The following is a 20,748-nucleotide window of genomic DNA, read 5'->3' on the forward strand; positions in this document are numbered from 1 at the left end:
CGCGATACCCGGCCATTCGTCCGACCGATGGCTCCGGCGGCCGCTGCCCGGGCCTGCGCCCATGGAATGGCGTGCGCACTGGCGCTATGCATTCACGCTTTGGATAGCACCTATAAATAAAATCACGAGCCGAGAGACTTGCCTGCGGATATGCTTCTTTACACAAACGCTTCGCTGCCGTGTCGTCGAGCACCGGTTCGACGATGCCTGAACGGCACCATATAACGAGAAACGCCGTCCCGCCGGGACGCTATTGGAGATGACATGCAATACAAACGAATCCTGGAATGCCTGCTGGCCAGCGGTGCGCTGCTGATGTCCGCCAACACGGCTTTCGCGCAGGTCGCGCCGCAGCCCGCCGACGCCGCCCCGCGGACGGCAAGAAGGCCGAAGCCGCGCCCAAGGCCGACGCCAACATCGTGGTCGTGACCGCGAACCGCGTCCGCACGAATGCCCAGACCACGGCGGTGGCGCTGAACGTCTACAACGGCGCGGCGCTGGCTGACGCCGGCGTGAGCAACGTACAGGCACTGCAGGCCATCGATTCCAGCGTCAACGTCACCAGCAACAACGGTGCCGCCTACGTCGCCGTGCGCGGCATCGCGTCGACCGACACCACCGAGACCGGCGACCCGGCCGTGCCGATCGGCCGCGACGGCTTCTTTACCAACCGCTCGTTCGGTATCGCGTCGTCGATGTACGACGTCGAGCGCATCGAGGTGCTGAAAGGCCCGCAAGGCACGCTGTTCGGGCGTAACTCGACCGGCGGCCTGATCAATATCATCACCGCCAAGCCCCGCGAGGAGTTCGGAGGCTACGTGAGCGCGGACGTGGGCAACTACAACACCGTCAACCTGGAAGGCGCGGTGAACGTGCCGGTCAGCGACAAGGTGCAGCTGCGCTTCTCCGGCGTCGAGCGTCACCACACGGGCTACCGCAACGTGACAGGCGTGAACCTGCGCGGCGACGACGAAGGCAACAAGTCGGGTCGCCTGCAGGTGGCGTTCCAGCCGTTCGCCGGCTTCCAGGGACTGCTGTCGTACCAGAAGGACAAGACCGATGCCGTCGGCGACGTGGCCAAGACCATGGCCCTCGGTTCGATGGCGCCCATTGGCGACGCCAGGACGTTCCCAGGCTACGCGCCGGTCCTGACCAAGATCGACGGCCACCGCACCCGCTGGGAATTCAGCTACGACCGCCTGCCGTGGGACCTGACGCTGACGTATGCCGGCGGCTACGATTCGCAGGAGTATCACCACAGGACCGACGCCACCGGCCCGGCCTATCCGGCCACGCGCCAGTTCATCCAGAGCGAACAGCCGGATACGCGCAACCACGAAGTCCGCATCTCGACGCCGCTCAAGGGCCGTGTCACCGCTCAGGCCGGCTACTTCTACTTCACGGAACGGAACCTGATCGACAGCGGCGTGTTCAACCTGGCGATGAATCCGGGCATCCCCATCGATTTCTCGAACACCTACGGCATCAAGTTCGACTACGTCATCCGCACCAAGACGCAGGGCTTGTTCTCGCAGGTGGGCTGGAACATCACGCCGGACCTGAAGCTGACCGTCGGCGCCCGCTACTCGCGCGACGAGAAGGAACGTGTCGGGCAGTCGCGCCTGCTGCTGGGCGCGCTGGCCAGCCCGTTCATTCCGGTACCCGCGTTCACCGTGCCGGGCGACGGCCACGTGAAGGAATCGAAGCCGACCTGGCAGGTGGGCCTGGACTATACGCTCACGCCGCAGAACTTCCTGTACACGAAATACGCGACCGGCTACAAGTCGGGCGGCTTCAACTCGAACGGCAGCGCGGCGTCGCTCCCGTATGCGGCCGAGACGGTCAAGTCGTTCGAAGTCGGCAGCAAGAACCAGTTCTGGAACCGCCAGCTGAAGTTCAACGCATCACTGTTCTACATGGATTACCAGAATTACCAGGCATCGCAGGCCTCCGACGCGCTGAGCAGCGGCACGGGCGTGTTCAACGTTGGCAAGGCCACCATCAAGGGCCTGGAGACGGAACTGGTGGCGACGGTGCCCGATGTCGCGCGCTTCGACGTCAACGCCACGCTGCTGAACACGAAGTTCGGCGAGGGCATCATCGTCAGCGACGGCGCCAGCCCGGCGCAGCCGCACGACATCGGCGGCCACCGCCTGCCGAACGCCCCGTCGTTCGTGCTGACGGCGGGCGTGCAACGCGGCTTCGACGTCGCCGGCGGCGAACTGACGGCCCGCCTGTCGGCCAAGTATTCGACCGAGTACTTCTACTCCGTGTTCAACAACCCGGACGAGCGCCAGGGGTCGTACACCACGCTGAACGCGCTGCTGAAATACCGCCACGAGGGCAGCAACTGGGAATACCAGGCGTATGCCAATAACCTGACCGATCGAGACGTGCTCGCGAACGCGCAGCACAACTACACGGGCCAGGTGAACACGATCCAGTTCCAGCCGCCGCGTACCTTCGGTGTGCGCGTGCGCTACGACTTCTAAGCTGCACTACCGACCTGGAACGTGACGAGGAAAACATCGATGTTGCGACATGTTTGCTACCTGCTCCTGCCGCTGGCGCTTCTCGGGAATCCCGTGCGCGCCGCGGTACCCAAGGTCTGCGACCTGCCGGGCGTGGATCTGCCGGCACCTGCGGCAGCGAACCGCGCTCCCGAAAGCTGGGGTTACGACGCGCAGACGCTCATGGTCCGCAACGTCAGTCGGCCTACGCTGACGCCGGTCCTTCCGGCGCCCGGCACCGCCACGGGCGCGGCTGTCATCGTCGCCCCCGGAGGCGGTTTTTTCGGCCTCGCGATCGACAAGGAAGGCTGCCAGGTCGCGCGCTGGCTTGCCGCGCGTGGCGTTGCCGCGTTCGTCCTGAAATACCGGCTGAATGCGACGCCTGCCGACGAAAGCCAGTTCAAGGTGGAACTGGAGCGCGTGCTGCGAGGAGGGAAAGCCAGCTTCTCCCTGCCCGAGGATACGCCACCGGAAGCGGCAGCCGACGGCCTGGCTGCGTTGCGCCACGTGCGCCGTCACGCCGGCCAATACGGGATCGATGCCGCCCGCGTCGGCTTCATGGGATTTTCCGCGGGCGGCTTCCTGACACGCACGCTCGTCGCCAGGGGCGGCGAGGACGTGCCTGCCTTCGCCGCGCCGATCTACCCGAACATGGAACCGCTCGTCGTGCCCGGCAATGCACCGCCGATGTTCGTCGCGATCGGTCAACAGGACTTCCTGTTGAAAGGCGCGCGCCTACCCCTGGTCGAAAGCTATCTGGCCGCCGGCAAGCCGATCGAATTACATCTGTTTTCGGATGACGAACACGGGTTCGGGATGGGCATCAAGGACAAGACCAGTGACGGCTGGCTCGACACGTTCTACCATTGGCTGGCCATGCGCGGCTTGCTCGCACAAGCACGCCCGGCGAGCCGATAGTCGCATGCCCGAACCATCCGTTCCGATTCACTACAAATAAAGACTACCCTATGCTAGATCGCCGAACTTTCCTTGGCGCCGTCGCAGCAGCGACCGCCGGCGCGGTAACTTCCGGCGCCGCGGGCGCGCAAGCCGTGCCCAGGCCACGCTTCCCGAAGGGCTTCCTGTGGGGCGCCGCAACGGCCGCCTACCAGGTCGAGGGCAACAACGTCGGCAGCGACGTCTGGGCGATGGAGCACGCCCGTCCGACCGTCTACATGGAACCGTCGGGCGATGCCGCCAACAGCTTCGCCCTCTGGCCAGTCGACATGGACCTGGTGAAGAGCCTGGGCCTGAACAGCTACCGCTTCAGCCTGGAGTGGGGGCGCATCGAACCGGCCAAGGGCGAGTTCTCGGTCGCCATGCTGGACCATTACAAGGCGATGATCGCCGGCTGCCGGGCCCGCGGCCTTGTGCCGGTGGTGACGTTCAACCACTTCACCACGCCGGTCTGGTTCGCGGCGCAGGGCGGGTGGTCGAATCCGGAGGCGCCCGCGCTGTTCGCCCGCTACTGCGAACGCGCCGCGCGCCATCTGGCGGCCGGCATCGGCTACGCGACCACGCTGAACGAACCGAACCTGACGGGCGTGCTCGACCTCGTGCTGCCGGGCGACATCGGCAAGCGCCTGCTGGGCGACGACCGCACGATGCAGGAGGCGGCCGCGCGGGCGCATGGCGTGGCGCGCTTCCTGCCGGGTAATCCGCTGTACGTCGCCGATCCGCAGGTCGTGCAGAAGCACCTGCTGGCCGGCCACAAGGCGGGGTGCGATGCGATCAAGGCGGTGCGGCCGGACCTGCCGGTCGGCGTCAGCCTGGCGATCATCGACGACCAGGCCGCGGGCGAGAACAGCCTGCGCGGCGCGATGCGCGACAAGCTGTATCGCGCCTGGCTGGAAGCGGCGCGCGGCGACGACTTCATCGGCGTGCAGAACTACGAACGCACGATCTGGGACGACAAGGGCCGCCTGCCGGCGCCGAAAGGTGCGGAGACGAACGACGCGGGCGCGGAGATCTATCCGCCGTCCCTCGCCGACGTGGTCCGGTACGCGCACGAGGTCACGCGTGTGCCGGTGATGGTCACCGAGCACGGCGTGAACTCGGCCGACGACCGCAAGCGCCAGCGCCTGATCCCGGCGGCGCTCGCGGAACTCAAGCGCGCGATCGACGACGGTGTGCCGGTGCTCGGCTACATGCACTGGTCGCTGATCGACAACTACGAGTGGGTGTTCGGCTACGGGCCGCGCTTCGGCCTGTGTACGCTGGACCGCACGACCTTCAAGCGTACGCCCAAGCCCAGCGCCGCGGTGCTGGGGCGATCGCGAAACGCAATTCGCTCTGAACGCTGTATCCTGACTCGCGCAGCGCCGGCCCGGAATGCCGGCGCTTTTTTTTACCTCCTTTCATTATCACGATGATGACAATATCTAGACACACCGCCGGCGAGCTCGCGAAGCTCGTCCTCGCCGCGTCCCTGTGCACTGCCACAATGGCCGGCGCGCAGGTCACCTACCAGAACCCCGTGCTGCCGGGCTTCTATTCCGACCCCAGCGTCTGCCGGGCCGGCAAGGACTACTACATGGTCCACAGCAGCTTCGGCTATTTCCCGGGCGTGCCCATCTTCCACAGCACGAACCTCGTCAACTGGGAACAGATCGGCCACGTGCTGACGCGGCCGGAGCAGGTCCCGCTGCAGAAATCGGGCGTCACGCTCGGCATCTTCGCGCCGACCTTGCGCTGCCATGACGGCGTGTACTACATGATCACGACGAACATCACGGACAAGGGGAATTTCTATGTGACCGCCACCGACCCGCGCGGGCCTTGGTCCGACCCCGTCTGGATCGACATGCCGGGCATCGACCCCAGCCTGTTCTTCGACGACGACGGCAAGGTGTACGTGACGTCGACCGTGAACTGGGGACCGAATATCCACGAGGGCATCCACCTGGCGCAGATCGACATCCAAACCGGCAAGCTGCTGACGACCCCGAGGAACGTGTGGGCCGGCACCGGCGGCCGCTATCCCGAGGGACCCCACCTGTACAAGAAGGACGGCTGGTACTACCTGATGATCGCGGAAGGCGGCACGCAGTTCGGCCACAAGGAAACCATCGCGCGCAGCCGCCGCATCGACGGCCCCTACATGGGTGATCCGGGCAATCCCATCATGACCCATGCCGACATGAATGCGGAGACCAGCGCCATCCAGGGCCTCGGGCACGGCGACCTGGTGCAGACGCAGGACGGGGCATGGTTCATGGTGGCGCACGCGTTCCGCCAGCACGACGACCACCAGATCCTCGGCCGCGAGACCTTCCTCGCGCCGGTCCGCTGGGACAAGGACGCCTGGCCCGTCGTCAACGGCAACGGCACGGTGAGCGAGCGGATGGAAGCGCCTTCATTGCCGGGACCCGTCCTGAAGCAGGTTGCGCCGCGTGCCGAGGACTTTTCCGGCAAGCGCCTCGGCTACGAGTGGAACTACCTGCACAACCCGCGTACCGACCGCTATTCGCTGGCGGAACGGCCCGGCCACCTGCGCCTGCACGGTACGGGCGCCACGCTGGCCGACGTCGACGGCGTGACGTTCGTAGGGCGCCGCCAGCAGCATTTCGATTTTGAAGCCGGTACCACGCTCGACTTCGCGCCGGGCGCCGACGGCGAGGAGGCCGGTCTCACGCTGTTCAAGGACGACAGGCACCACTATGTGCTGGCCGTGACGCGCCAGGGCGGGCAGCGGGTGGCCGTGCTGCGCATCCGGCTGGGGCTGATCGGTACGGTACTGCGAACGGTGGCGCTGGCAAATGGGCCCGTCAGCTTGCGCGTTGGCGGCAACAAGGACCGGTACACGTTCGCGGTTCGCCAGGGCAGCGGCGCCTGGACCGGCATAGGCGAGGCGGATACGCGCTACCTGAGTTCGGTCACGGCGGGCGGCTTCACTGGCGTCTACATCGGCCTCTATGCCACTACGAACGGCAAGGCGGACATGGCGCCGGCCGACTTCGACGGGTTCGCATACCGTCCGGCGCCTTGAAGTTTTCCTGAGTCAGACCGGGCGCTCCGCCCGGCTGCGCGCCAGGCTGACGCACACGACCGCACCGCCGACCAGCAGCCCGGCGAACAGCGGCAGCACGGCCCGATAGGCGGCCACGTAGTCGTAGGCGCGGCCGAGGTCGACGGCCGGTCCGCCATGGAAGAACAGTAGCCCCGCCAAGGCCACGCCGAGCGCGCCCGCCAGTTGCTGGACGGCGCTCAGCAGGCCGGAAGCCGCGCCGGCTTCCGCCAGCGGTACGTCGGCGAGGGTCGCGTTCGACAGCGGCGGTCCGACGAGGCCCAGGCCGACACCCATCGCCAGCTGGCCCAGCACCAGCGCCCACAGCGGCAGCGCCGGCTGGCCGATCGCCCAGCCGATCAGGAGCACGCTGGCCAGCTGCGCGGCGGCGCCGGGCAGCAGCGCGTACACCCCGAGGCGACGGTGCAGCAAGGGGCCGAGCAGGCTGATGCCGAGCATGGCCCCGAACGCGATCGGCGCGCAGGCATAGGCCATCTGCGACGCCGACAGCCCTCGACCACCTTGCAGCACGAAGGTCATCACCAGCAGATAGCCCGGCACGACGGGTTGCAGGCACAGCCCGCACAGCAGGCCGAGTGCGACCCGGCGCCTCTTGAGGAGCGCGGGCGGCACCAGCGCGTGGCCGTGCCGGCGTTCGCGCCAGCCCAGGTAGCGCCACGTAAGCCAGGCGAGGGGCAGGGCGGCGGCGAGCGTGGCGGCCGCCCACAGCGGCCAGCCGCGGGCCGGGCCTTCGATCAGCGGCAGCAGGATCGCGAACAGCAGCAGCACCGACAGCAAGGCGCCTTTCAGGTCCAGCGCGACCGGGTGGAGGCCGCGTCCTTTCGGCAGCAGCAGGAGGCCCGCCGCCAGGCTGGCCGCGCCTACCGGCAGATTGATCAGGAACGCGAGGCGCCAGCCCAGGCCAAACCAGTCGGCGTCGATCAGCAGCCCGCCGACGATCGGCCCGAGCGCGGCCGAGATCCCGCCCAGGAAGCCGAACACGGCGTACACGCGGTAGCGCAGATCGGGTGGATACATCACCTGCACGAGCGCCATCACCTGCGGCACCATGAGTGCCGCGCTGGCGCCCTGCAGCAGGCGGCCCGCTTCGAGCACGCCGACGCTGGGCGCCAGTCCGCACAGCAAGGACGTCAGCGTGAACAGCGCGACGCCGAGCAGGAACATGCGGCGGTAGCCGTGGCTGTCGCCCATGCGGCCGCCGAGGATCAGCAGCACGGCGAAGGCGACCGAATAGCCCGCGATCACCCATTCCAGCGCGGCCGTGCTGGCCGAGAGGCTGTGGCCGATCGACGGGACGGCGACGTTGACGATGGTGGTGTCGAGGAGGTCCATCACGAAGGCGCAGGCGACGGCGATCAGGGCGGCGGTGCGGCGGCGTGGACTGAAGCCGGCGGCGGCCGCGAACGCGGATTCGTGGGAGGCGGCGGAAGGGGAAACGTTCATCGGTTATCTAGGTGAAAAGTGATCAGTACGACAGTCCGAAGCCGAACGGGAACAGCGGCGCGTCGCTGTCGTGCGGCAGGTCGGGACGCTGGCGCGCCACGGCGGCCATGGACGACGGGAGTTCGAGGGGCAGGCGGCCCCGCGGGTTGGCCTTGCCGGTCAGGACGTCGAGCAGGGCTTCGTCGCTGACGCCGAAGTTGGCCAGCACGGCGCCGGCCTTGTCGACGACATTCGTCAGGATCGCGGCACGCTCGAGATTGACGGTGACGACGGTCGGGACGTGGGCCGCCGCGCGCTGGATGGCGTCGTAGTCGGGATTGCCGTCGGCATAGGCCAGCGTGCCCTCGTGCTGCAGCAGCCCGAAGATGTAACGCGGGTGCAGCATCTCGGACGGCGTGGCGGCGCGCACGATCGCGAGGTCGGCCTGTTCCGGCGTCGCCACGACCGTGAAACCGTAGCGCGCCGCGACGGCGGGCGCGACGCCGTGCAGCCAGACCTTGCGCCCATTGCCCGCCAGCGGCAGCAGCTTGCCCTTGTTCTGCAGCAGGATCAGCGACCGGCGTTGCGCATCCAGGCCCTGGGCGCGGAACCCGGGGCTGCCGACCACCGTGCCGGCGCGGGCCTCGTCCACGAACGGATGCTCGAACAGGCCCTGCTCGAATTTCTGCCGCAGGATGCGGGCGACCGACGCGTCGATCCGCGCGACGGGCAGCTCGCTCGCGCGCACGGCGTCGACGAGGTACGAAGACTCCTCGGTGCCGCCGAACTGGTCGACGCCGGCGGCGACTGCTTTCACGAAGCGTGCGCGCTTGCCCAAGTGTTCGACACCCCACGGCGTGCCGAATTGCGGGAAAAAGGCGAGCGGTGTGACGCCGTCGGGTGCGCCGTCGGCGCACGGGCCGGCGCAATCGGCGGTGATCGCCCAGTCGCTGAGTACCACGCCCTCGAACCCTTTTCGTTCGCGCAGCAGGTCGGTCAGCAGCGCGCGGCTGTAGCCGCCGCCGACCGGGTCGAGCGCGAGGTTGGGCATGACACCGCCGGCGTCGACCCGGCCGTCCGGCATCGAATAGGTCGGCATCACGCTCGCCACGCGCGCCTTGAACGCGCCGTCGAACGGCAGCAGGTGGTAGGCGAAGTTCGCGCCGGGGAAGGTCATGAACTTGCCGTACGGGTTGTGGCTGTCCCACCCGTCCTTCGCCGCGCCGTAGCCGGCCCAGTGCTTGACGACGGCGACGACGCTGCCGTCGTGGAGACCCGTCGCGCCATCCTGCAGGCCCGCGACGCTGGCCTCCACGTGCCGCATTGCGATCGCGGCATCCTCGCCGAAGGTCGAGAACACGCGCGGCCAGCGCGGTTCGCTCGCCAGGTCCGCTTGCGGCGACAGCGCGACGGTGAAGCCGGTGGCCAGGTACTCCTGGCGCACGACGTCGGCGAAGCGGCGGGTCAGCGCCGGATCGTCGATCGCCGCCAGGCCGAGCGGTTCTGGCCATTGGGAAAACCCGGCGGCGGCGACGCTTTGCCCGACCGTGTACTGGAAATGGTTGCGCGGGTCGGTGCTGAGCGACACCGGGATGGCGAGGCGCGATTCTTCCGCGAGCGCTTGCAGGCGGTTGTGGTCGGCCGCGAGCGTGCCGGCGTCGCCATGCTGGCGGCTGACGAAGGCGTTGACGTGGCGTTCCAGCACCAGCGGGCGCGCCGCGGCGAGGTCGGCCCGGCCGCCGTCGGCGCTGACGGGCAGGTTCCCGTGCATCATGACGCCGGCCTTTTCCTCCAGCGTCAGCGCGGCCACGAGCGCGTCGGCCCGGGTGCGCGCGGGCAGCCGCCAGTCCTCGTACGTGTCGAGCTTTCCATTGCGGTTCAAGTCGCGGAATTGCAGGCCGTCCACCTGGATGAGCGGGACGGTACGGGTGGTCAGCGGGGGCTGGGCAGCCGCGGTCGCGGCGACGATGGCCGTGACGGTGCCTGCCGCGAGGCGCGGCAACAATGGGTAGCGCATGTTGTCTCCTGAGTGTCTAGATGCGCGCGGCGACGTCGATCAGGCGCTGGCGCAACCAGAGGGTGGCGGCATCGTTGTTCTTGTATTTGTGCCACTGCAGCGTCTGCACCAGACGCGGGATCTTCAGCGGCGGTTCCCACAGCCGCACGGGCAGGTAGGTCTGCGCGCGTTCGGCGATGCGGCGGTGCACGGTGGCGATGCGGTCGGTGCCGATCACCATGGCGGGCAGGGCGGCCATCGACGGCGCCGTCACTTCCACGCGCCGGGTCAGTTCGAAACTGTCCATGAACCAGCTGTCGAAGGTCGTGCTCTGGCGCTCGCCGGAGAAATTCGCGGTCACGTGGCCGCTGCTCAGGAAGTCGTCGAGCAGCAGGCGCTCGCGCACGCGGGTATTACCTTCCCAGGTGACGCACACGTAGTCTTCTTCGAACAGCGCGACCGACGGATGGTTCTTCGACAGGAATTGCGACGGGATGATGAGGAAGTCGGCCTTGCCCTGTTCCAGCACCTCGTCCGGCCGGTCGTTCTGCGTGCGGATGTGGATGCGCAGGCCCGGCGCTTCCTTGAACAGCGTTTCGAGCAGCGGCGGGATCAGCACCGTCATCGTGAAATCCGACGCCAGCAGGGTGAAGTCGCGGCTCTCGCTGGCCGGGTCGAATTCCGGCTGGGCGGCGATGGTCGAGTCGATCCGCATCAGCACTTCGCGCACGGGCTCGATCAGGGATTCGGCGCGGGGCGTGAGCAGCAGCTGGCGGCCGGAACTCACCAGCAGCTCGTCCTCGAAATAATCGCGCAGGCGCGACAGCGCGTTGCTGGTGGCCGGCTGGCTCAGGTGGATCTTCTCGGCGGCGCGGCTGATGCTGCGTTCGGTGAGCAGGGCATTCAGGACCACCAGCAGGTTCAGGTCCAGTTTATTGAAGCGCATTCATTCTCCTGTCAGGCCGACTCGCGCACGACCAGCGCATGCTGGAGCGTCAACGAGCGGGGATGGCCGCCGGCGAGGCGTTCGAGCAGCAGCCTGGCGGCCGCGGCGCCGAGCTCGAACATCGGCTGCGCGATCGTCGTCAGGGCCGGTTCGAACACCTGGGCCAGCGGGATATTGTCGAAGCCGACCACGGCGATGTCGTCCGGCACCCGGCGGCCCGCGCGGCGGAAGGCCTTGATGGCGCCGATCGCGAGCGTGTCGGACACCGCGAACACCGCGGTCGGCGGCGATTCCAGTGCCAGCAGCGCGCCGGCGGCTTCCATGCCCAGGCTGTAGTCGGTACCGCGCGCGACGCGCACCAGTTGCGCGTCGAGCGGAATGCCCGCGCGCTTGAGGGCGGCCTCGTAGCCCGCGTGGCGCTGGCGTGCCCACACATAGGACTCGTCGGCGCCCAGCAGGGCGATACGGCGGTGGCCGCGGTTGATCAGGTATTGCACGGCGTCGAGCGCCGCCTGGCCGTGGTCGATGCTCGCATGCGGCATGCCGCCGTCCTCGACGAATTCCGAACACGCCACCCACGGCAGGTCGGGCATGTCCCGGATCGCGGGCTGCAGGTCGTGCAGGCTGGCCAGGCTGATGACGCCGTCGACCAGGCGGCTGTACAGCGCGTCCGGCGCGCCCGTGTCGGGGGCGAGCGCGTCAGGCGCCCCGGCCAGCACGATGTTGTAGCCGTGGCGCCGGACGACCGAGGCCACGCCCTTGACGGTCTCCGAGTAGAACGGATTGGCGAAATCGGGCACCAGGACGAGCAACAGCCGGCTTTCTCCCCGCGTCAGGCTGCGTGCGAACGCATTGGCACGGTAGCCGAGCGCCGCGACCGCCGCCTCGACGCGTTCGCGGGTGTCGGCGCTCACCGGCTTGCTTGCATTGATGACGCGCGACACGGTGGCGATCGACACGCCGGCCTGCTCGGCGACCGCGCTGATCGAAATGGCCTTGCCGTTGGAGGGGAGCGCCGCTAGGGGGCGTTTCTCGGACATGCGATGTTCTTTTATAAAGTGTTTGGGAAAGCGCTTTCCTAATATAGCGAAAAAACCTCAACAGCTGGGGCCGCAGAGGTATTCAAGTTTTGGATGCGTCCTATTCATAAAATCAACGGCGGGCAAAGCGGGAAAAACCCGGGAAAGAACTTATCATGGCCGGGTCGTATTCTTTCCTAAATGAAAAAACGTCGCGGCAACGACCGCACGAACGCCTTGGAGACACGCATGCCTACCGATCAACCGGACCACCGCCAGGCCGACTGGCGCCAGGGTTGGATCCTCGTAATGTCCGGCTTCCTGCCCGTGATGGCGATCATCGCGCTGGCGCCGACGCTGCCCACCTTGCTCGCGCATTTCCGCGACGTCGGCAACCCGCAGTTGATGGTGCCTCTCCTGATCACGGCGCCCAGCGCCTGCATCGCGCTGTTTGCGCCCCTCGCCGGCGTCGTCACCGACCGCTTCGGCCGGCGCAACCTGATGCTGTGGGCGATGGCGGTCTACGGCATCGGTGGCTTCATCCCGTTTTTCATCGACAGTTTCTGGGCCGTGGTCGCCGGCCGGGTCGTGATCGGCCTGGGCGAGGCGGCGGTGCTGACCGTCTCGAATACGCTGCTCGCCGACTATTTCGAGGAAAAGGCGCGGCACCGCTGGCTGATGCTGCAGGGCCTCATGGGCTCGATCCTCGGTACGGTGACGATCGCCTGTTCGGGCTTCCTGGCCGCGAAGGGCTGGCAATGGCCCTTCGCCGTGTACGGCATCGCCTTTCCCATCCTGGCCGCCAGCATCTTCTACCTGTATGAGCCCCAGCCGCGCGTCCGCACGCAGCCGGGTGCCGCCGCGCCGGCAGCGGCCCTGCCGTTCCCATACAAGGTGGCGCTGCTCGTGTGCGGCGTGACCGTCCTGCTGTCGACGATCTACTACGTCCAGGTCATTCACTTTTCCGTGCTGCTGAAGGACCTGGGCGTGCAGGACCCGCAATCGATCGGTTTGGCGATGGCGATCCCCAGCCTGGGCGTGCCGATCGGCGCCGTGATCTTCCGCGCCACCACCCGCTACGGCGTGCCGAACCAGATCGCGCTCGTCTTCCTCGGCTACTGCATCGGCCTGGGCGGCATCGGCCTCGCGCCGGACTACAAGGTGGCGCTGGCGTTCGCCTTCGTGCAGCAGCTCGCCAACGGCATCATCGTGCCCGCGCTGGTCGCCTTCGCGCAAAGCAGCTTCTCGTTCGAGCACCGCGGCCGCGGCATGGGCTGGTGGGCCAGTTCCTTCTTCGCTGCGCAGTTCGTGTCCCCGGCCGTCGTCAACGTCGTGCGCGGCATGGCCGGCGGGCTGCAGGGCGCGTTCGTCGTATTCGGGGTGATCGCCGGGATCGGCGTCATCCTCACCCTGATCATGCGGGGCCGGGCAAGGACGCCCGCGGTCTCCGCACGCATCTGAATCACTTTTCGTCACCACCACAACAAGGGTCAACATGAATCCAACCCACAGCATCAAGCGCGGCGTGTCGCTGTACTCGTACCAGTACGAGACCTTCCTGCGCAAGATGACCCTCGACGATTGCATCGCCCACGCGGCCGGCCTCGGCGCGCGCGGCATCGAGGTCGTCAGCGAACAGTCGTTCACGAACTTCCCGGACGTGCCGCAGGCCGAGATCGACGGCTTCTTTGCGTCGATCGAGAAGCACGGCGCGTACGCCCAGTGCCACGACATGTTCCTCGACACGAAGCTGTACAAGCACCGCAAGCTGAACTTCGACGAGATGGTCGCGTCGCTGCAGCGCGACCTGCGCTTCGCGCACCGCCTGGGCTGCAAGACGATGCGCGTCATCGTCAACACGCCGCCGGAAGTGGTCGTCGCGTGCGTGCCGCTGGCCGAGGAACTCGACATCCACATGGGCATCGAGGTGCATTCGCCGTTCCATTTCGACCATCCCTGGATCCTGCGCTACACCGAACTGACGCGCGCCACGGGCTCCGACCACGTCGGCTACATCCCGGACATGGGCATGTACATCAAGGACTACCCGCCGGTGTTCCGCGACCGTTTCCTGCGCATGGGCGCGACGCCGAAGATCGTGGAATTCATCCTGGAAGCGCACAAGGCGCGCGTCCTGCCGGACTACGTGCTGATGGACGTCCGCAAGATGGGTGCAAATCCGGTCGACCTGCAGATGGCGGAGACGCTGCGCCACAATATCTGGAGCAATCCGCGCCGCATGCTCGAATTCATGCCGTGGATCTTCCACATCCACGCCAAGTTCTACGAGATCGACGACACCGGCCGCGAGCCGTCGATTCCCTACGACGAGATCATCCCGGTCCTGATCGAGGGCGGCTACACGGGCCACCTGTCCAGCGAATACGAGGGCCAGCGCCACATCGAGGACGCGTTCGAGGTCGATGGCCGCGAACAGGTGAAACGGCAGCAGCAGATGTTCGCGCGCCTGCTGGGCGAGACGGAATAAGGAGAAACCACATGTACGACAAACACATCATCTACCCGGACAGCCTGCGCAACCTGGACAACGGCGGTTTCGCCCTCGGCGTGCGCCTGCCTTATTATCGCGGTCAGCCGCTGTCCGTGGTCGAGGACATCGCGGTCAAGGTCGACGGCGCCGCGGTGCCGCGCGACCAGGTGCGCTTCTCGGTGCGCGGCAAGACCTTCACGCTGGACCAGCTGGAAGAAAACACGGCCGAGCGCTGGGAATTCGGCGAAGTGGCCGACGTGTCGGTCGTGCAGGCCGGCGGCCTGGCCGCGGGCGCCCACGAGGTGGAGGTCGGCGTGCAGCTGCGCATCTCGTACCTGCCGTGGAGCCCGGTGACGACCTGCAAACGCACCGAAACCATCGCGGCCTGACGGAGACGGACCCTCATGGCGACCACCATCAAGGGCCCGGCGATCTTCCTGGCGCAGTTCGCCGGCGACGCCGCGCCGTTCAATTCCTGGGACGCGATCACGAAATGGGCCGCGTCGCTCGGCTACCGCGGCGTGCAGGTGCCGTCGAACGACGCGCGCCTGTTCGATCTCGAGAAGGCGGCGGCCAGCAAGGATTATTGCGACGAGATCGCGGGCATCGCGCGCGTCAACGGCGTGGAGATCACGGAGCTGAGCACCCACCTGCAGGGGCAGCTGGTGGCCGTGCATCCGGTCTACGACGAGGCGTTCGACGTGTTCGCGCCGGCGGCCCTGCGCGGCCGGCCCGCGGCGCGCCAGGAGTGGGCGGTCGGGCAGATGCTGCTGGCGGCAAAGGCGTCGCGCAACCTGGGCCTCTCGGCCACGATCAGTTTTCCCGGCGCGCTGGCGTGGCCGTTCCTGTACCCGTGGCCGCAGCGCCCGGCGGGGCTGGTCGAGACGGCCTTCGACGAGCTGGCGCGGCGCTGGCGCCCGATCCTCGACGCCTGCGACGAGCAGGGCGTCGACGTCGCGTTCGAGCTGCATCCCGGCGAGGACCTGTTCGACGGCGCCACGTTCGAGATGCTGCTGGAGCGCGTCGACCATCATCCGCGCCTGAACATCGCCTACGATCCGTCGCACTTCCTGCTGCAGCAGCTCGACTACCTGGAGTTCATCGACCTGTACCATGACCGCATCAAGGTCATGCACGTGAAGGACGCGGAATTCCGGCCGAGCGGCCGGCAGGGCGTGTATTCGGGCTACCAGCCGTGGGTCGACCGCGCCGGCAGGTTCCGCTCGCTGGGCGACGGCCAGATCGATTTCAAGGCGATCTTTTCCAAGTTCGCGCAGTACGGCTTCAAGGGATGGGCCGTGCTGGAATGGGAGTGCTGCCTGAAGCACCCCGAACAGGGCGCCCGCGAAGGCGCGCCCTTCATCCGAGACCACATCATCAGGGTGACCGACAAGGCATTCGACGATTTCGCGGGCGGCGCCACCGACCCGCAGCAGATCCGCCGCATGCTCGGCCTGACCTAAGGAGACAAGATGGACCGAAGAACCCTGCTCAAGCGGATCGCCGCCGCTGCCGGCGCCGCCTACTGGAGCGGCGAGACGCTGGCGGTGCAGCTGGCCAAGGCGGCGGGCAGCCGCCCGGACGACGGCGCGCAGCCGGAACCGTTCCCGGCCGCGCACAAGGAGCGCCTCGCCGCGCTGTGCGAACTGATCATCCCGCAGACCGACACGCCGGGCGCGATCCAGGCGGGCGTGCCCGCCTTCGTGGCCGACATGTATGCGCACTGGCTGGTGCCAGCCGAGCGCAAGACCGTCGTCGACGGCCTGGCCGCGCTGGAGAGCGCCGCGCAGGCCGCGCACGGCCGCGGCTTCGCCGCCTGCACGCCGGCGCAGCAGGGCGCCTTGCTTGCACCCGCGCGCAAGGCGGCGGGCAGCTACCAGCAGCGCTCGCACGGGATGGACGCCCGCCTCGCCGACCCCACGGCACCGTTCTTCTTCAAGATGCGCGACCTCGTCACGCTCGGCTACTTCACGTCGGAAGCGGGCGTCAACGGCGAACTGGCCTACGTGCCGGTGCCGGGACGCTGGGACGCGGACGTCGACACCAAAACCTGGAACAGGCAGATTCAGATATGAGTTACGAATTCGATGCGATCGTGATCGGCTCCGGCATCACGGGCGGCATGGCGGCCAAGGAACTGACGCAGCGCGGCATGAAGGTGCTGGTGCTCGAACGCGGCCGCGCGCTGGAACACCAGAAAGGCTACAAGACCGAGTTCGTGACCCCGTGGGACGCGCCGAACCGCGGCGCGCTCGACCGCGACGAGATGGCGCGCGACTACCCGGTGCAGTCCAACCAGCCGTTCGGCCAGTTCCAGTGGAGTAACAAGGACTACTGGGTCAAGGACAGCGAGAACCCGTACGTGCAGTCCAAGCCGTACGCGTGGATCCGCTCCAGCATCCTGGGCGGCCGTTCGACGCTGTGGGGCCGCCAGGTGTACCGCTGGTCGGATCTCGACTTCGAAGCGAACAAGCGCGATGGCCACGGCAGCGACTGGCCGATCCGCTACAAGGACATCGCCCCGTGGTACAGCAAGGTCGAGAAATACATCGGTTGCTCGGGCGAGAACCTCGGCCTCGCGCACTTCCCCGACATGGAACTGCTGCCGCCGATGGAGCTGACCGCGCCGGAAAAACACTTGCGCGAGGTAATCCGCGCCAAGTGGCCGGAACGCTACCTCACCGTGGGCCGCACGGTGAACCTGACGCGCGAGCACAATGGCCGCGGTCCGTGCAACTATCGCAATATCTGCAGCCGCGGCTGTTCCTTCGGCGCCTATTTCTCGTCGCTGTCAGCGACGCTGCCCGACGCGCAGAAGACGGGCCTGCTGACCGTGAAGACGGACACCGTCGTCCACCGCATCGTGACCGACCCGAAGACGGGCAAGGCGAGCGGCGTGGAAGTGATCGACGCCGCGACCGGCAAGCGCAGGATCTATACGTCGCGCATCGTGTTCCTGAACGCGGGCACCGAGGCGAGCGTGCAGATCCTGATGCAGTCGGCTGACAAGCGCAACCCGCACGGCCTGGGCAACAAGGGCGAGGTGCTGGGCCGCTACATCTGCGACCACGACAATGCCGCCGCCTTCGGCGTGATCCCCGGCATGATGGACCGCTATTACTATGGTCGCCGCGCGAACGGCATCTACATGCCGCGCTTTCGCAACCTGAAGGGCGTGCGCGACGAAGGCATCGACTTCGACCGCGGCTACATCATGCAGGGCGGTTCGATGCGCATGGGCTGGGCGGACATGGCCGGCGACGGCGACGATTTCGGCGCCGACTACAAGAAGCGCCTCGCGAATCCGGGCCCGTGGGTCGTGTTCCTAGGCGGGTTCATCGAGTCGCTGCCGCGGCGCGAGAACCGCATCACGCTCGACCCCACGGCGCGCGACCGCTTCGGATTGCCGCAGCTGCGCTTCGACGTGGCGCGCGGCGAGAACGAGGAAAAGATGGCGCTCGACGCGACGCAGGAAGCGAAGAAGATGCTGGAAGCGGCCGGCGCCCAGGGCGTGATGTCGCTGCGCGTCGGCGCGACGCCGGGCGTCACCGTGCACGTGCAGGGCGGGGCGCGCATGGGCAACGACCCGATGGAGTCGGTGCTGAACGCCCACAACCAGGTGCATGGCGTGCCGAACCTGTTCGTCACCGACGGCGCGGCGATGGCGTCAGCCAGCAACGTGAATCCGTCGCTGACGTTCATGGCGCTGACGGTGCGCGCGGTCGACTACGCCGTCGCGCAAATCAAGGCCGGCAGGCTGTGAGGCGACCATGAACGATTCGAACTTCCCGGGCCGGATCCGGCTCGGCATGGTGGGCGGCGGCGAGGGCGCCTTCATCGGCGCCGTGCACCGCATCGCCGCCCGGCTCGACGACCGCTTCGAACTCGTCGCCGGCGCGCTGTCCTCGCGGCCGGACGCGGCGCGCCGTTCCGGCCTCGCGCTGGGCCTCGCGCCCGACCGCGTGTATGCGGATTACGCGGAGATGGCGCGGGCCGAAGCCGCGCGTACCGACGGCATCGAGGCCGTCAGCATCGTCACGCCGAACCACATGCACGCGCCGGTCGCACGCGCGTTCCTCGAGGCCGGCATCCACGTCATCTGCGACAAGCCGGTGACCACGAACAGCGCGGACGCCCGCATGCTGCGCGACCTCGCACGCGAACGGGGACGTCTCTTCGCGGTGACGCACAATTATTCCGCGTACCCGATGGTGCGCCACGCGCGCAAGATGGTGCGCGACGGGCTGCTGGGCGAGATCCGCGTCGTCAACGTGCGGTATGCGCAGGACTGGCTGGCGGAGCCGATCGAGCAGGATGGCCAGAAGCAGGCCGCCTGGCGCACCGACCCCGCGCGGGCGGGCGGCGGCGCGATCGGCGACATCGGCACGCACGCGTGGCAGCTGGCCGATACCATCGTCGGCCAGCCCGTGGAAGCGCTCGCGGCGCAGCTGAACAGCTTCGTGCCGGGGCGCGCCGTCGACGACGACGTGCAGGTACTGCTGCGCTACGGCGGCGGGGCGCGCGGCATGCTGTGGGCCAGCCAGGTGGCGCCGGGCCATGCCAACGACCTGCGCATCGGCGTGTACGGCAGCCGGGGCAGCCTCCAGTGGGCGCAGGAGACGCCGGACGACCTGTTATGGACGCCGCTCGGCGAACCCACGCGGATCGTCAGGCGCGGCACGGCCGCCGCCAACGAGGCCGCGGCGCGCGTGAGCCGCATCCCCGGCGGCCACCCGGAAGGGTACCTGGAAGCCTTCGCCGCGCTGTACGGCGAGGTGGCGGCCCACCTGCTTGCCGCGCGTGACGGTCGTCCGGCGCCGCCGGACGTCGAATTCCCGACCATCGAAGACGGCCTGCGCGCCGTCGAGTTCATCGAAGCGGTGCAGGCTTCCGGCTTCGCCGGCGGTGCCTGGACCGCGCTTACGTCCGGTACCTGATTCCCTCCTGGCACGCCGTCCGGCGTGTTTTCTCACGGCGGGGCGGCGATTGCCGCCCCGCCGCTTTTCCCGTTTATCCGTCGCGAAATCGTATTCATGCCATGGATAGCTCGTATGGGAAAAATCCATTTTACTCATCCATCCCCGGGTCCGTACAGTAACCATCGCCGCATCAGAAACGGCACGGATGGCCGGCCCCGATCAATCAACCAAGCATTCAACATGTTCAAGTATTTCCCAACCAATTACGTCTGGAACCTCTCCGTCGACCTGGCGATCGAGATGGGCGCCCGCATCGGCGAGATCGAAGCGATGTGCGCCCCGCTGCAGGAAGCGGCGAAGCAGCCCGACGCCGCCGGGACGAAGGCGTTCCGCGAGACCTGGTCCAACATGGCCGACAAGCTGTGCGTCCTGGCGGAAGAGGACGAGGCGCGCGGCCGCCTGATCTCCGCCGGCGACAAGTACAGCCGTGCCGCGATCTACCTGCTGACGGCCGAACGCCTGCAGGCCCATGGCGCCCCGGGGCGCGTCGAGCTTTATCGCCGGTTTCTCGACCTGTTCGCGCGCGGCGTGAAGCTGTCCGGCGAGAACTGCGAGCGCGTCGAGATCCCGTACGGCGACGGCGTCATCTCCGGCCTGCTGGTCCGCGCGGAAAACGTCGACGGTCCCGCGCCGATCCTCGTCCAGGTCAATGGCCTCGACTCGACCAAGGAGATGAAATACCGCGTCGGCCTGCCGGCCTGGCTGGCGAAGCGCGGCGTCTCCTCGCTCGTCATCGACCAGCCGGGCACCGGCGAGGCGCTGCGCCTGCACGGCATGCACGCCGTCTACGACAGCGAGCGCTGGGCCAGCAAGGTGGTGGACTGGCTGGAGACGCGGGCCGACGTAGACTCCCGGCGCATCGGCCTGGAAGGCGTCTCGCTGGGCGGCTACTACTGCCCGCGCGCCGTGGCGTTCGAGCCGCGCTTCGCGCTGGGCGTCGTGTGGGGCGCGAACCACGACTGGTGCGACGTGCAGAAGAAACGGCTCGCGAAGGAAGGCAGCTTCCCCGTGCCGCACTACTGGGAACACGTGCGCTGGGTGTGGGGCGCCAAGGACATGGACGACTTCATGCGCATCGCGGAAAACGTCCACCTGGACGGCATCCTGGACCGCATCAAGGTGCCGTTCCTCGTCACGCACGGCCAGAAGGATTCGCAGATCCCGCTGCAGTGGGCCGAGCGCACCTACGAACAACTGGTGAACAGCCCGAAGCGCGAGCTGAAGGTGTTCACGGAGCGGGAAGGCGGCGTGCAGCACTCCAGCTTCGACAACTCGGCCAACGCCGGCGCCTACATCGCCGACTGGGTGGCCGAAAACCTGGGCGGCCGCACCGCCCTCTGAACCTTGGATACGACAGA

The 20,748-nt window shown here is 67.7% G+C and carries 17 protein-coding genes; 13 read left to right on the forward strand and 4 right to left on the reverse strand.

The window, feature by feature from the left end:
- Positions 1–264 precede the first annotated feature (264 nt).
- The 5 genes from P0M04_RS23495 to P0M04_RS23515 are packed head-to-tail and all read left to right on the forward strand — an operon-like array spanning position 265 to position 6,498.
- Positions 265–429: a hypothetical protein gene (locus P0M04_RS23495; protein WP_281042084.1), complete on the forward strand. Its 165-nt coding sequence runs from the start codon at positions 265–267 to the stop codon at positions 427–429.
- On the forward strand, positions 426–2,492 hold the full coding sequence (locus P0M04_RS23500; RefSeq protein ID WP_281042085.1) for a TonB-dependent receptor: 2,067 nt from the start codon (positions 426–428) through the stop codon (positions 2,490–2,492). Before P0M04_RS23495 ends, P0M04_RS23500 begins: the two co-directional genes overlap by 4 nt.
- A gap of 39 nt (positions 2,493–2,531) precedes the next feature.
- Entirely contained in the window at positions 2,532–3,428 is an 897-nt protein-coding gene (locus P0M04_RS23505; protein ID WP_259449367.1) for an alpha/beta hydrolase, read from the forward strand.
- 50 nt (positions 3,429–3,478) lie between these two features.
- Positions 3,479–4,882 carry a glycoside hydrolase family 1 protein gene (locus P0M04_RS23510; protein WP_281042086.1) on the forward strand — a complete coding sequence of 468 codons (1,404 nt, stop codon included), beginning with the start codon at positions 3,479–3,481 and terminating at the stop codon, positions 4,880–4,882.
- Complete coding sequence (locus P0M04_RS23515) at positions 4,882–6,498, forward strand: glycoside hydrolase family 43 protein (RefSeq protein ID WP_259449365.1); 1,617 nt, start codon at positions 4,882–4,884, stop codon at positions 6,496–6,498. The genes P0M04_RS23510 and P0M04_RS23515 overlap by 1 nt, the downstream gene beginning before the upstream one ends.
- 12 nt (positions 6,499–6,510) lie before the next feature.
- Here the strand turns inward: P0M04_RS23515 and P0M04_RS23520 are convergent, their stop codons facing one another.
- Genes P0M04_RS23520 through P0M04_RS23535 form a run of 4 tightly spaced genes read right to left on the reverse strand, consistent with a single transcriptional unit; the run spans position 6,511 to position 11,941 of the window.
- Positions 6,511–7,980: an MFS transporter gene (locus tag P0M04_RS23520; protein ID WP_259449364.1), complete on the reverse strand. Its 1,470-nt coding sequence runs from the start codon at positions 7,978–7,980 to the stop codon at positions 6,511–6,513.
- A 22-nt stretch (positions 7,981–8,002) separates the two neighbouring features.
- Positions 8,003–9,976: a glycoside hydrolase family 3 protein gene (locus P0M04_RS23525; protein ID WP_259449363.1), complete on the reverse strand. Its 1,974-nt coding sequence runs from the start codon at positions 9,974–9,976 to the stop codon at positions 8,003–8,005.
- A 16-nt stretch (positions 9,977–9,992) separates the two neighbouring features.
- Positions 9,993–10,901: a LysR family transcriptional regulator gene (locus P0M04_RS23530; protein WP_259449362.1), complete on the reverse strand. Its 909-nt coding sequence runs from the start codon at positions 10,899–10,901 to the stop codon at positions 9,993–9,995.
- A gap of 11 nt (positions 10,902–10,912) precedes the next feature.
- The gene (locus P0M04_RS23535; protein WP_259449361.1) at positions 10,913–11,941 is read right to left on the reverse strand and encodes a LacI family DNA-binding transcriptional regulator; all 1,029 of its coding nucleotides are present in this window, start codon (positions 11,939–11,941) and stop codon (positions 10,913–10,915) included.
- A gap of 228 nt (positions 11,942–12,169) precedes the next feature.
- Between P0M04_RS23535 and P0M04_RS23540 the strand changes: the two genes are divergently transcribed.
- The 8 genes from P0M04_RS23540 (at position 12,170) to P0M04_RS23575 (ending at position 20,731) form a co-directional block, all read left to right on the forward strand.
- The gene (locus tag P0M04_RS23540) at positions 12,170–13,381 is read left to right on the forward strand and encodes an MFS transporter (protein WP_259449360.1); all 1,212 of its coding nucleotides are present in this window, start codon (positions 12,170–12,172) and stop codon (positions 13,379–13,381) included.
- A gap of 34 nt (positions 13,382–13,415) precedes the next feature.
- The gene (locus tag P0M04_RS23545; protein WP_259449359.1) at positions 13,416–14,408 is read left to right on the forward strand and encodes a sugar phosphate isomerase/epimerase family protein; all 993 of its coding nucleotides are present in this window, start codon (positions 13,416–13,418) and stop codon (positions 14,406–14,408) included.
- 11 nt (positions 14,409–14,419) lie between these two features.
- Positions 14,420–14,800: a C-glycoside deglycosidase beta subunit domain-containing protein gene (locus P0M04_RS23550; RefSeq protein ID WP_259449358.1), complete on the forward strand. Its 381-nt coding sequence runs from the start codon at positions 14,420–14,422 to the stop codon at positions 14,798–14,800.
- Between the two features lie 15 nt (positions 14,801–14,815).
- Positions 14,816–15,874 (forward strand): sugar phosphate isomerase/epimerase family protein, encoded by a 1,059-nt coding sequence (locus P0M04_RS23555; RefSeq protein ID WP_259449357.1) that lies wholly within the window; start codon positions 14,816–14,818, stop codon positions 15,872–15,874.
- Positions 15,875–15,883: 9 nt separating this feature from the next.
- The gene (locus P0M04_RS23560) at positions 15,884–16,486 is read left to right on the forward strand and encodes a gluconate 2-dehydrogenase subunit 3 family protein (RefSeq protein ID WP_259449356.1); all 603 of its coding nucleotides are present in this window, start codon (positions 15,884–15,886) and stop codon (positions 16,484–16,486) included.
- Positions 16,483–18,174, forward strand: a complete 1,692-nt coding sequence (locus P0M04_RS23565) for an FAD-dependent oxidoreductase (protein ID WP_259449355.1) — start codon at positions 16,483–16,485, stop codon at positions 18,172–18,174. The genes P0M04_RS23560 and P0M04_RS23565 overlap by 4 nt, the downstream gene beginning before the upstream one ends.
- A gap of 7 nt (positions 18,175–18,181) precedes the next feature.
- A complete protein-coding gene (locus tag P0M04_RS23570; protein ID WP_259449354.1) occupies positions 18,182–19,348 on the forward strand; it encodes a Gfo/Idh/MocA family protein in 1,167 nt (388 codons plus the stop codon).
- Between the two features lie 222 nt (positions 19,349–19,570).
- Positions 19,571–20,731 carry an alpha/beta hydrolase family protein gene (locus P0M04_RS23575; RefSeq protein WP_259449353.1) on the forward strand — a complete coding sequence of 387 codons (1,161 nt, stop codon included), beginning with the start codon at positions 19,571–19,573 and terminating at the stop codon, positions 20,729–20,731.
- Positions 20,732–20,748 lie beyond the last annotated feature (17 nt).

Source organism: Telluria mixta, assembly GCF_029223865.1.
In the GTDB taxonomy this organism is placed as follows: domain Bacteria; phylum Pseudomonadota; class Gammaproteobacteria; order Burkholderiales; family Burkholderiaceae_D; genus Telluria; species Telluria mixta.